The organism is Acidobacteriota bacterium (assembly GCA_020349885.1).
Lineage (GTDB): Bacteria > Acidobacteriota.
In genome coordinates, this window is the sequence record CP070701.1 from 1,387,496 (window position 1) to 1,399,883 (window position 12,388).

The 12,388-nt window shown below is 56.3% G+C and carries 9 protein-coding genes; all 9 read right to left on the reverse strand.

All coding sequences use genetic code 11. The annotated features are described in order from the left end of the window. Window positions 1–119: 119 nt before the first annotated feature. The 9 genes from pyrF to JSV08_06100 all read right to left on the reverse strand — a co-directional run bounded on the left by pyrF (window position 120) and on the right by JSV08_06100 (window position 12,385). Window positions 120–932 (reverse strand): orotidine-5'-phosphate decarboxylase, encoded by an 813-nt coding sequence (pyrF, locus tag JSV08_06060; protein ID UCF80083.1) that lies wholly within the window; start codon window positions 930–932, stop codon window positions 120–122. After that, complete coding sequence (locus JSV08_06065) at window positions 929–2,182, reverse strand: Glu/Leu/Phe/Val dehydrogenase (protein ID UCF80084.1); 1,254 nt, start codon at window positions 2,180–2,182, stop codon at window positions 929–931. Before JSV08_06065 ends, pyrF begins: the two co-directional genes overlap by 4 nt. A 201-nt stretch (window positions 2,183–2,383) precedes the next feature. Continuing rightward, window positions 2,384–4,003 carry an FMN-binding glutamate synthase family protein gene (locus JSV08_06070; GenBank protein ID UCF80085.1) on the reverse strand — a complete coding sequence of 540 codons (1,620 nt, stop codon included), beginning with the start codon at window positions 4,001–4,003 and terminating at the stop codon, window positions 2,384–2,386. 20 nt (window positions 4,004–4,023) lie between these two features. Next, window positions 4,024–4,704, reverse strand: a complete 681-nt coding sequence (locus tag JSV08_06075) for a (2Fe-2S)-binding protein (protein ID UCF80086.1) — start codon at window positions 4,702–4,704, stop codon at window positions 4,024–4,026. Further along, complete coding sequence (locus tag JSV08_06080) at window positions 4,701–7,859, reverse strand: FAD-dependent oxidoreductase (GenBank protein UCF80087.1); 3,159 nt, start codon at window positions 7,857–7,859, stop codon at window positions 4,701–4,703. Before JSV08_06080 ends, JSV08_06075 begins: the two co-directional genes overlap by 4 nt. 76 nt (window positions 7,860–7,935) lie before the next feature. Next, on the reverse strand, window positions 7,936–8,811 hold the full coding sequence (locus JSV08_06085) for an NAD(P)H-dependent oxidoreductase subunit E (GenBank protein ID UCF80088.1): 876 nt from the start codon (window positions 8,809–8,811) through the stop codon (window positions 7,936–7,938). Between the two features lie 655 nt (window positions 8,812–9,466). Next, on the reverse strand, window positions 9,467–10,525 hold the full coding sequence (locus tag JSV08_06090) for a PAS domain S-box protein (GenBank protein ID UCF80089.1): 1,059 nt from the start codon (window positions 10,523–10,525) through the stop codon (window positions 9,467–9,469). A gap of 290 nt (window positions 10,526–10,815) precedes the next feature. Beyond that, window positions 10,816–11,448: an epoxyqueuosine reductase QueH gene (locus JSV08_06095; protein UCF80090.1), complete on the reverse strand. Its 633-nt coding sequence runs from the start codon at window positions 11,446–11,448 to the stop codon at window positions 10,816–10,818. 133 nt (window positions 11,449–11,581) lie between these two features. After that, entirely contained in the window at window positions 11,582–12,385 is an 804-nt protein-coding gene (locus tag JSV08_06100) for an acyltransferase (protein ID UCF80091.1), read from the reverse strand. Window positions 12,386–12,388 lie beyond the last annotated feature (3 nt).

The window sequence follows — 12,388 nt, forward strand, 5'->3', positions numbered from 1 at the left end:
GGATAAAGGAAAATGCTTCATCCCGCCCGTGAGCGGGAGGGGTGAACGGAGCAGAGCCCCGCCTTGGAGAAAGGCGGAGCGGTTTTTTAAAAGCTTAAAGGGACGGCGGCCAAACTACCCTACCCCGCGCGCCGCGCAGACAAACCCTCCTCTATCTCCTTTGCAACGGCCTCGGCCACTTGGCGTTTTTTATCGCCGGCCCTGATAACGGGCCTGCCGACGACGATGAAGTCCGCTCCCTCTTGAATCGCCTTCCTGGGAGTTACGACCCGCTTTTGGTCGTCGTTTCGGACGAGAGTAATTTCGGGTCTCACCCCCGGCGTGACCACAACGATGTCCTTGCCGTCTCTTCCGCCCAGTCTTTTCTTGACGGCTCCGGCCTCCCGGCCCGAGCACACGATGCCGTCACACCCGGCCTTCTTGGCCTTTTCAGACACCTGAAGAACAAACTCCTGCACAGTGACGTCCACGTGGTAGAGTTCTTTCAGATCCTCTTCGCTAAGGCTCGTCAGGAAAGGGACGAGAAGAATCTTGGGCCGGGATTTTTTCAATTTGCTGATGGCTTCCTTGGCCGCCCGTACGGTCTGGTCGCTTCCGTGGTTCATCGTCATGAACTCAACGTCCAGATGTGCGGCTACGGTGGCGACCTGCGCGACGGTCTCCGGAATGTCCAGCGCCTTCAAGTCAAGGAAGATGTACTTTCCTTTTTTTCGAAGGCACTCGACGACCCGGCCGAACACGGGGAAAAGGCGAAGCCCTACCTTGTAGAACGAGACGGCGTCTCCCAGCTCGCTGATGATGGAAGCCGTCTCTTGGAATAGTTCGTCTTCGAAGTGCTTTCCGCTGCCGTACTCAAAGCCGGCGTCGCCGTAGGGCGGGTCCAGCGCGACAATGAGACGGTCCCTCGGGGAGGGCTCACCACCCTTCGTCATGGATAGATCCCCCGGGTCTTTGTCGCCTCGGCGACGCGGCCGATAGCGAGGATGTAGGCCGCCGTGCGCATGTGCACCTTGTACTTCTTCGAGATTTCGTACACGTCGTGGAAGGAGCGGCGCATGATGTTGCGAAGCTCCGCGTTGACGCGCTCCTCGTCCCAGAAGAAGGCCTGCAGGTCCTGAACCCACTCGAAGTAGCTTACGGTGACGCCGCCCGCGTTGCAAAAGATATCGGGGATGAGGAAAACCCCGTTCTTGTGAAGAATGTCGTCAGCCTCTGGGGTCGTGGGCCCGTTCGCAAGCTCCGCGACAACCTTGGCGTTCACATCGGCGGCGTTGTTGCGCGTGATGGCGCCCTCGAGCGCGGCGGGAACGAGAAAATCGCACTCCAGCGAGAGGAGCTTTTCGTTTGAAATCTTTCTGGTATGGGGGAAGCCCACGACGGAGCCGGTTTTCTCCTTGTGCTTGATGACTTCCTTATAGGAAAGGCCCTTGGGATTGTGGATGCCGCCCTTCGAGTCGCTCACCGCGATAATCTTGAGGCCGTCCTTCTCGAGGAGTTTGTGGCAGATGGCGCCGGCGTTTCCGTAGCCCTGGATGACCGCTGTTGCTTTCTTGTAGGGTATCTTCAAAACCTTGGCCGCCTCGCGCATGGCATAGACGCCGCCGCGCGCCGTGGCCTCGCTCCGGCCCTCGGAGCCGCCCACGGAAAGCGGCTTCCCCGTCACCACCCCGAGCGTCGTCGCCCCCCGTCCCACGGAATACGTGTCCATAATCCACGCCATCGTCTGCGGGTTCGTGTACATATCGGGGGCGGGAATGTCGCGGTCGGGGCCGATGATGACGCTGATTTCGCTTGCAAAGCGGCGCGTCATGCGCTCGATCTCGCCCTGGGACATTTCCTTGGTGTTGCAGACGACGCCGCCCTTCCCGCCGCCGAAGGGAAGATTCACGACGGCGCACTTCCACGTCATCCATGCGGCCAAGGCCTTCACCTCGTCGAGCGTCACGCCCGGGTGATAGCGTATGCCGCCCTTCGCCGGGCCGCGCGCCACGTTGTGCTGAACGCGGTAGCCCTCAAAAACCTTGTAGGTGCCGTCGTCCATCCGCGTGGGTACGGAAACGACAAGCTGAAGTGCCGGGGCTCTCAGAATCCTGCACAAATCTTTAGGAAGGTCCAAATGCTTGACAGCGTTGTTGAACTGTTGAACGGCGATTTCAAACGGGTTGAGTGCTTTCTTGGTCATAAAAGGCTCCTTCCGTCAGTTAGGCTTGTCCGCCTCGTCAGAAAGAAAGCTTCGGGCGATTCACGAAAAGTTATTGTAGCACCTTCGGAGGGAAAAGCAACGGGGTGTGTAACCGACGGGGCCCCTGTTCTCGCTCGCACGAGTAAGTTAAATCGAGAAAAAGCCCTTTCGCGACAAAGGGTTAGGGGAAATTCTTAAACCCTATTTCTTTTTCTTGCTTTTAGCGGCTCCGCGCTTCCGGAGGCCCAGGATTTTCTCAACTTCCTGCTTATCCAAGTCCATCACATACGGGATGCCGCTGATGTCGGACGCCTCGCGGGTAAGGGCGGCCAAGTCGTCCCGCGACAAGTACTTGAGCGCGAACTTGCGGCAGCCCGCCATAAGCTGGCGCATTCCTTGGGCCAAGCGCTCGTAGTAGGTATAAAGGCCGATGGCGCCCGTGGGCAGCGTTTCGTACTCCTTGTTGCCCAGTTCGTTACGAAGATGACTCGCGGTCACAAAAATGTCATCCTGGGTGCTTCCAAAACGCTCGACGTACACCGGAAGCTGGTGCTCCGCGATGGCCCGCCCGATGGTCTTGCCCACCATGGTGGCGGCGATCGGTGATCGAGCCATGCCGACGAGCTTGACAAAGGGCGCCCCCATGGCAAGGCCCTTGAAGATTTGGTCCTCCAAGACGAACCCGCCGGCCACGGCGATGCTCGGCACATACCGACCATTGTCTGCAAGCCGCTTTGCGTACTGATAAAGAAGCGAGTGCAATTCCACCGTCGGCACTCCCCACTCGTTCATCATTCTCCACGGACTCATGCCCGTTCCGCCCCCCGCACCGTCAACGGTGAGCAGGTCGATCTTGTACTTGGAGGCGAACATAACCGCTTGGGCCAGGGCGGCCGGCCGGTAGGCGCCCGTCTTGAGGAAGATGTACTTGGCGCCGGCCTTGCGAAGCTCCTCCGCCCGTTTGGCGAAGGCCTCCTCCGTGACCATGCCGACTCGCGAGTGCCGCTCGAACTCCTTGAAGTTGCCCTGCTCGAAAGCCCGGATCACATCGGGATCAGTCGGGTTCGGCAGAACCACGTAGCCGCGTTCGTAGAGCATTTGCGCCTTCTTCAGGTCGCGGACCTTGACCTCGCCCCCGATGTTCTTGGCCCCCTGCCCCCACTTCATCTCCACGCACTGGACCCCCAGCTCCTTGATGGCATACTCGTGCACACTAAGGCGGGTGTCTTCCACGTTGGCCTGTACGATTATCGCCCCGTAACCGTCCCGCTGGTGGTCCGTAAAGAGCCTAATGCGGCGCTTCAGATCCACCGTGTCCACGACCTTACCGTTCTTGAACACGCTCTTGGGGTCCATGCCGGCCACGTTCTCGCCGATCGTCAATCCGGTACCGGCAATCGCCGAGCCGATGGCCAGCCCCTCCCAGTTGTTTTTGGCGATGTCCGTGGATCCAATCCCGGGAATAACCAAAGGATAGCGGAACTTCAGTCCGCCGTCATGGCCGAACCGCACCTCCAGATCGACGGCCGGAAAGACGGCCTTGTCGCTGTCCGCCTCGATACCCTCGGCGCCCACCACCCCGCCCATGATGTTGAAGTGGGAGTAGTCCACGGGATAGACCTTTTCCGCGGCGGTCGTGATCACACCGAAAGGCTGAGGGTAAATCACCTCGTGCCCGCGGTAGGCCGACTTGCCTATCTCGCACATGCCGATGCAGCCGTCGACGCATGTGACGCACATTCCCGAGATGGGAGTTATCGATCCTTCGGTCCTGTTCTTGGTTAGCGTTGCGGCAGAAGTGTTTACTCTCGAAAGCGACATACTTGTTTCTCCAATTTCCTTTACGTGTCTTTCTTGATTTCGCAAGCCACACAGGGATCCATGTAGCACATCATGTCATCGAACCATGTCTTTTCCTCGCACGGCGGGCTGAGGTTCATGCAGCCGCCGCAAATACTCTTTTCGGGCTCCGTGTACGTGCAACGGAGCTGACAGGCCGGGCACACGTACATGCAGCCTCCACACAGCCTGCAGGCCTCCGACTTGATGTCGAAGGGCGTTCCAATACTGCGATTCTCGCCCCGGCCCCTGAACCCAATGGCTCTGGCCATCATCTGCTCCGCACACATCCGCACGCACAGCCCGCAAAGAATGCAGTCCTCGTACTCCTGCCGGAAGCGTTGTTTCTGGGCGCCGTGTTTGGACGCCAGATCCTGGATGATTTTCGACTGCGGGCACGAGGCCAGCAGAAGCTCCAGGACCATCCGCCGCGCCCGCAGCACCCGGGAAGACGCCGCCCGCACCTTGAGCCCCTCCTCGGCCAGGTAGGTGCAGGAGGAGACCAGCTTCGCCCCCGCGCCCTCCCCGATTTCCACCACGCAGAGCCTACAGGCGCCGTAGGGGGAAAGCCCGTCATCGTGGCAAAGGGTCGGTATAGGAAAGCCCAGGAATTTCGCTGCTTCGAGCAGAGTAGTCCCGTCCTCGACCGATACGGGCAGCCCGTTGATGGTTAAAGTAATCACGCTTGTTTTACCTTAATTGCTTTTTTCTCAGTTTGAATGGATTCAGTAGGCAAAAAGTTCAGATCGCAACGCAAACACCGCTTGGCTTCCAGCAGGGCATCCTTTTCACTCAAGCCTCTCTCTACTTCATCAAAGCTTTGTTGGCGCCTGTCCATAGGAATCACAGATTCCGTTGCGCGGGTTGCCTTGGCCAGCTCTTCTTCACTGAGCGGGATTGGCTCTATGTAACATGTTGGCCGACTTGCCGGGAGTGGCTGGTGCAGGTCTTCTCCATTCAGATAGCGATCAATCATCACCGCGGCCTTCTTTCCGGTAGCGATAGCGTCAACGACTGTATTGGGGCCTGTAACAACATCACCACCCGCGAATACACCTGGCGTATTGGTCATTAGAGTTTCTGCGTCCGCATCTATGGAACCCCATGAACTCGTTTTTAGGTTCGAAGAGAGTTCTTCTGTATTTGGTGCTTCACTAATGGCGACAAGCAATGTGTCCAGTGAAACTGTGAATTCTGAACCGGGCACTGGCACAGGCTTTCGCCGACCGCTGGCATCGACCTCGCCAAGTTCATTTTTAAGGAATTCAACTCCGGTCAGTTTGCCTGCTTCTGTATGAACCTTGACCGGTGAAACCAAGCTTTCTATTTTGATGCCTTCTTCCAGGGCTCCTTCTATTTCATCTGCAATGGCAGGCATTTCATTTCGGGTGCGGCGATAATAAATAGTTAATGATTCTACTCCTTCCTGGCGGAGGGCCACGCGAGCCGCATCCATTGCAGAATTTCCACCGCCAATTACTCCCACATGCCCTTTGGCCAGTTGTTTATTATCGACATTAAAGCCCTTGAGGAATTCCATTGATGAGTACACGCCCTCGACATCTTCGCCTTCAATACCGAGATTCTTACTCTTGTGTGCGCCAAGGGCGACAAATAAAGCCTTGAAACCCTCTTTCATCAAACCATCAACGGTTATATTTTGGCCCAGCGTGCTATTACACTTTACAGTGATATTTTCGTTAAGAAGTGAATCGATTTCCTTTTGCAGCATTTCCCTGGGAAGTCGGTAAGAGGGTATCCCTAAATGCAACATGCCACCCAACTCAGTAGCGGACTCAAAGAGTGTCACTTGATATCCCAGCAGAGAAAGATCATGAGCCGCCGTGATACCAGCGGGCCCTGCGCCGATTACAGCAACTCTGGGCATACCTTTTTTTGTCTTTATTTCTGGTCTGAATACTGAAGGATCGACGTTATCGGTGACGAAACGTTTTAGACTCCGGATAGCAATAGGCTGCTGTCCACCCACACCTGCCTGGCAAGTGCTTTCGCAAGGATGATGGCATACGCGCGCGCATACCGAAGGAAAGGGATTGGATCGACGGATTACCCTGTACGCATCCTCATATTCTCCTCTCTGGATATGGGCGACATAGCGCCAGACCTCAGTGCCCAAGGGACAAGATGACTGGCAGCGCACACCCACCAATTCGGAGCAAACTTTGGCGGGGCATTTTTTGTGCACAATGTGCTGTTCATATTCGTTGTAGAAATAGCGTAAAGCACTCAGAACTGGATTCGAAGCAGTTTGGCCCAGGGCACACATCGTGGTATCCTTCACGACCTCCGCCAACTCCTTGAGCAGGTCGAGTTGCTCCAGCGTCCCTCGGCCTGTGGATATGTCATCGAGAATTTCGTACATCCGCTGCGTGCCCTTGCGGCAGGTAAAACACTTGCCGCAGGATTCTTCTTTCAGGAATTTCATGAAGTACTTGGCGACATCCACCATGCAGGTGTCCTCATCCATCACGATCATGCCGCCGGACCCCATGATGGATCCGACTTTGCTCAAGCTGTCATAGTCGATGGACAAATCAAACATGGATGAAGGAATACAGCCGCCCGAAGGTCCTCCAGTTTGGACTGCTTTAATTTTTTTCCCGCCAGGTGCACCACCGCCAATGTCATAAACCATTTCCCTGAGAGTCGTGCCCATTGGCACTTCCACCAAGCCAGTGTTATTGATTTTACCCACCAAGGAAAAAATCTTGGTTCCGGTATTTCCGGGGACTCCGACCTTTGCATATTCCTCGCCACCTTTGCTTATGATGACTGGAATATTGGCCAGTGTTTCGACGTTGTTGATTACCGTAGGTTTGCCGTCAATGCCCTTCTGTATGGGGAATGGCGGCCTTTGGCGCGGCTCGCCCATTTTCCCTTCAATGGACTTCATGAGAGCAGTCTCTTCCCCGCATACGAAGGCTCCAGCCCCCTGGACAATTTCAATATCGAAATTGATATCGGTTCCCAAAATCCCATCACCCAGAATCCCCATTTTCCTTGCCTGCAGAATCGCAATAAGCGCATGCTTAATCGCAAGGGGATATTCACTACGCACATAGATGATACCCCGAGAGGCACCGATGGCAATCCCGGCAATAAGCATGCCTTCGATAATGGAATGCGGATTGCCTTCCAGGAGACTTCGATCCATATATGCGCCGGGATCACCCTCGTCAGCGTTACAGACGATAAACTTCTGAATCCCTTCTTTGCCGGAACGCCTGGCAAGTTCCCACTTCGTACCGGTAGGAAAACCTGCTCCACCGCGTCCCCTGAGACCGGAAAGCTTAACCTCTTTAATAATCCATTCGGGATCAGGGTTGTTTAATACTTTTTCTAGGGCGTCATACCCATTCGCCTTGATGTAATCTCGGATACGGATTGGATCAAGTTGCTGATTCTTTCCTAAGATGGTACGGGTTTGCTTCCGGAAGAAAGGAATATGATCTTGAGTATCGTGGCGTTTCTGATCGGCAGGTTCCCTGTAAAGCAGGCCCTCAACGATTTCCCCTTTTAAAGCAGCATCAATGATCCTGGGAACATCGTCTGTTTTCAATTTTGGATATAGTTGTCCTCCAGGTTCAACCAGAATGAACGGGTCCATTTCACAAAATCCCAGACACCCGGTAATTCGCAGTGATATTTTTTCGTGAAGCTTGCGTTCGAGTATTTGGCGCTTAAGGACCCGCATGATATCGTTTGAGCCGCTGGCCTGACCACCTGTGCCAGCGCAAAGAATTAAAGTGGGTCTATCCGGGCTGTATTTATCGAGTAGAACCCTTCGATATGCGTGAAATTCTTCTAATGAACCCATATTTCGCATCCAGGTATTCCTCTTTTCTATAAGGGAAAAACTGACTATCTTTCAGCTTGACGATCAAGCAGAAGTATCACCCCAAATCTAACAAGTGGCCTTTGCAGCCATTACGGGGACATATCTGCACCACACCGCCACTTCGTACAATCATAGGGACCATACTAACATTGCATTCTGGGCAAGGCCCAGTTCCAATCAGTTCGGTATGACAGTGGGGGCAGAAAAAATTCAGCACTTCACCTTCCGGTATTTCATGCTTTCCTTCTACATTATGACTTCCGTATAATGATGAGAAACTTAATGAAAAATGCTTGGTGTCAAATGAAACAGTTACTCTGATGGAAGGGTAACCATCAACAGGGCGGCTCGGGTCCATCAGGCTCCGATTACAGCGCGGGCAACTCACATCGATTGGAAAGATTCGTTCATCTCCCTCGATTTCGACTTTGTCAAGTCCGTCACGCGCCTTCCCAATAATTTCAGAAACCCGGCTTCTGTTCACGTGGGAAAAATAATGTCCATCTACCACCACTACAGGCCCGAGCGCGCACGCGCCCAGACAGTTCACGGTTTCCAGCGTGAACTCGTTGTCCGAGGAAGTTTGACCGGCCTTGACCTTTAGCTGACGCTCGAACTCCTCGGAAATTCCCGGGGCCCCCCTCACATGGCACGCCGTGCCGAGGCAAACGGATAGGATGTGCCGTCCTTTGGGGGTCAGGCTGAAGGATTTGTAAAAGGTGGCGACCCCGTAGATGTCGACCAGAGAGCGGCCCGTCTCCTCGGCAAGTTCCTTCAGAGCCTCGGCGGGCAAATAGTTGTATTTCGATTGAATGTCCTGGAGAACGGCGATGAGGCTGCCGCGGCTTCCCCTGTGTTTTTTGACAATCTCCTCCACCATCCCCTCCGGTATCTGCTCTTGTCCAGAGGTATCAAGTGTACTTGTCGCCATCGCGGACCTCTCGTGCTCTCCGCACTACCAGACGACTCCCTCCGGTTTCGGGTATGTGCAGGTTAATAGCCTTTCGCTGTCGGCGTACAGCCATCCGCACGCCTGCTAACCATCCCCTTTTAAGGATAAGGAACGCAACGTTGTCGAACTGCCGAACAGCGGCTTCAAACGGGCTATGTGAGCTTCTTGTTATAAACAGCTCCTACTGTCAGCGTAACTCGTTAGCCTCAGCGGTAAGGAGGCTCTAGATGCTTCTTAAAAATTATTGTAGCACCTTCAGAAAAAAAATCAAGGGGGGAATTGCAACAAAAACCGCACTCTCCTGCTTCCGCAACCCGAAATTGCCCGACTCCCGAACCGGATCGCGGTCCTCGTGGCCACCCGGGGGGATTCACGGCTGCGCAGGCTGTGGCGGCGGGCTCATCCGCCCCGTTGTTCCACGTGGAACAATTGCACCAAGGGGCCGAAGTGCCTCCGTGAACCCTTCGGTGAAGCTTGGGTCGGCGGCGGACTGAGGCTGCGGAAGCGGGAAAGAGGGGTGGATTCGTTCGAAAATCCACCTTATTCAGGGTTTTTGCCCCGTTTTTTGGGTTTTTCCCTTACCCTCAATTGATACGCCATCCCCTTCCCCCCCCTTTCCATCGGGACGCTGCCGCTACCTCCCGCGGTGCTTAAAAAGCTTCAACGCCTGCACTTTGCCCTTCAACTTAATCTCTCCCACCGAGGTGAACTCAGAGGGATCCTTGAGGCGGGAAAACGTGGATTCGGAAATATACAACGAGCCGGTCTCCGCCCTGGCCTCTATGCGGGAGGCGGTGTTGACCACGTCCCCGATCACGGTCAGGTCTTTCCTGTCGGCGGTTCCTATATCTCCCTGGATAACGGGGCCGCTGTTTATCCCGACGCGGACGCCTATCGCGTCCTCGCTTTGCCGGAGCCGTCTCTCGTTAAGCTCGGGCAGGTACTGAAACAGGATTTTCGAGGCTGCGCGGACGGCGTCGTTCGCGTCCAGGAACATGGCCATCACCGCGTCGCCTATGAACTTGTCTATGTCGCCCTGGCAGTCCTTGATGACGCCGCTGCATACCTCGAAGAGCTCGTTCAACATACTAACGACCCGCTCAGGAGAATATTTTTCGGAATAATTGGTAAAGCCCACTACGTCCAGGAACATTATGGTCAGATCAACCTTGCGGGAGGTGTCCGCGGCTCCAACCTGAACCTTGGACATTATTTCTTCAAAGGTGGTGGTGGAAACGTACTTCTTGATAATGCCGCTGAACTTCTCCTGAAGAATACGATGCTCCTCTTCCTGGGAGATGTCCCTGAACACCTCTATCGCGGCGATTATCTCATTCTTGAGGTTCCTTATGGGATATATGTGCGTCTTTACCGGAAATCTCCTCCCCGATTTGTGCAAAGTATATATCTTCACCTTGACGTGCTCGCCCGTCGCGAGCGTCCTCTCCAAAGGGCACCCGTGAATACAGAGCAGGGTGCCCTCGTCGTCGATATGGTTCAAGATGTTATCCGAGCATTTTCTGCCAAAGACCTCGTCATTGGAATACCCGGTGATCTCGCGCGCGCCCGTGTTCCAGAAAACAATAGTTTTAGTCTTGTCGACAACATACACGCCGTCAAAGATGTTGTTGAGCAGCGACGATAAGATCGTGCTCCTGTCACCCAGCCGTTCAACGGTGATATCTTCGCGCATTTGGTTGGTTTCCGAGGAGGAATTGCGTGTTTTCTTGAGAACATCTCATCGTAATTCCCTCATGTGGCCTTGTCAAGCGGCCGGCGTGTTCCAGCCGCCCGTTACTCAAGTGCGGAAAGGCAAACGCGCTTACCGTACCTGCTGCACCTTCAGCACCTTCCGCACCCTTCGGAGGAGAAAGGCAAGAAGGAAAGGAGCGGATCTTGTCGGCGGGACGAAAGCCGGTCGAGGCCGGCTCAGTCGGACGCTTCCATTACTCCCTCCGCGGCGCGGTGCCTTTCCGCGCAGAACTACCGCAGCGCCGGATGCGCGTCGGACGGTTTTCCGTAGGCGCACCCGCAGCGCTCCTGCCGGTAGAGCCCCATCGCCTCACCCTCCTCGACGCTTCGTTTGAAGCCGTCCTTTTTCTTGAAGTCCGACGCGACATAAACAACGCCGCAGCGCGCGGCCATCTCCCGGCCTATGTGGTTGATGAGCGCCGCATTCTTGTGCGGGCTTACGGTGAGCACCGTGGCGAAGGCATCGAATTTACGCTCCCGGCAGAAGCGCGCCGTGCGCTCAAGGCGCATATCGAAGCACACGATGCAGCGCGCGCCGCCCTCGGGCTCTCTCTCCAGGCCCCTCGTGCGCCGGAAAAACTCCGATGCGTCGTACTCGCCCTCGTAAACGGACACGCCGAGGGCCTCGCCCACGCGCAAGGCCTCGTCGAGGCGCAGGTCGTACTCCTCCCTCGGGTGGATGTTCGGATCGTAGAAAAAGCCCGCGATGTCGCACGGCGCGCCCGCCCTGAGCGCCTTGAAGATGTAGGCGCTGTCCGGCGCGCAGCACATGTGCAGGACGAGCGTCTTCGCGCCGGGCGGCGGCTCCTCCATGACGAGGCCGCCGAGCTCGGTGAAGCGGAAAGGGGTGGCCGGGGAGGACATGGCGAGGATATGGTAGCAGAATACGGCAGTTGAGTTCTATCCAACCGTTAATTCACAGCAATTTCTGCGACACGGCACTATCCGCGCGCCGCACAACCCAGCGGGCGCATCCGACAATTCGTAAACCGCGCCCCTACCGCTCGTAGAACTCCGGCCTGCGGTCGCGCAGAATGTCGTTCTGGGGCGTCACGTGCTTGTCACGCGCAAGAGCGGGGTCAATCTCGACGACGCGGAAATTTTCCTCCTCGGCGTCCATCGCAATGAGGCGCTCCCCCTCGGGTGAGACCACCTGGCTCCGGCCCGTGAAAGAAATTTTTTCCTTCCCGCCGCGCTCCTCGGCGCCCGTGCGGTTCGCCGTGGCCGAGAATACGCGGTTCTCGAGCGAGCGGGTGACCATGGCGTCGGGGCAGTGCGGGTGGACAAGGTTGGCGGGATGGGCCAGGATGTCCGTCCCCCGTAGCGTGAGCGTCCGCGCCGCCTCGGGAAACCGCCAGTCGAAGCAGACCATAATGCCCACGCGCGTCCCGCGGGCCTCGAACACGGGCAGGGGACGATCTCCCGGGCGAAACCACACGGTTTCCTCTGCGAACAGGTGAATTTTCCGGTAAAGCGCAAGCACCCCATTTGAGCCCACCGAGACGGCGGCGTTGTAGACGGCCTCGCCGTCTTTCTCGGCAAGCCCCCCGACGACGACGCAGCAGCGTTCCTTTGCGAGGCGGAGAAGGAATTGCGTCGTCGGCCCCCCGGGCACGGGCTCGGCGAGTTTTCCTACCTCGGCATGAGAGACAAACTGGTAGCCCGTCGCGAAGAGCTCCGGCAGAACGACGAGGTCGGCGCGCTCGGACGCCTCGACCGCCTTCTCGACGCGGGCGAGATTCTTATCGACCTCGCCGAAGGCGGGAGCGAATTGGAAGACGCCTATGCGAAAAAACGCCACGCG

Excerpts from the sequence above, each read along its gene's own strand:
- pyrF (UCF80083.1), bottom strand. The coding sequence starts at position 932 with ATGACGAAGGGTGGTGAGCCCTCCCCGAGGGACCGTCTCATTGTCGCG.
- JSV08_06065 (UCF80084.1), bottom strand. The coding sequence starts at position 2,182 with ATGACCAAGAAAGCACTCAACCCGTTTGAAATCGCCGTTCAACAGTTC.
- JSV08_06070 (UCF80085.1), bottom strand. The coding sequence starts at position 4,003 with ATGTCGCTTTCGAGAGTAAACACTTCTGCCGCAACGCTAACCAAGAAC.
- JSV08_06080 (UCF80087.1), bottom strand. The coding sequence starts at position 7,859 with ATGGGTTCATTAGAAGAATTTCACGCATATCGAAGGGTTCTACTCGAT.
- JSV08_06085 (UCF80088.1), bottom strand. The coding sequence starts at position 8,811 with ATGGCGACAAGTACACTTGATACCTCTGGACAAGAGCAGATACCGGAG.
- JSV08_06090 (UCF80089.1), bottom strand. The coding sequence starts at position 10,525 with ATGCGCGAAGATATCACCGTTGAACGGCTGGGTGACAGGAGCACGATC.
- JSV08_06095 (UCF80090.1), bottom strand. The coding sequence starts at position 11,448 with ATGTCCTCCCCGGCCACCCCTTTCCGCTTCACCGAGCTCGGCGGCCTC.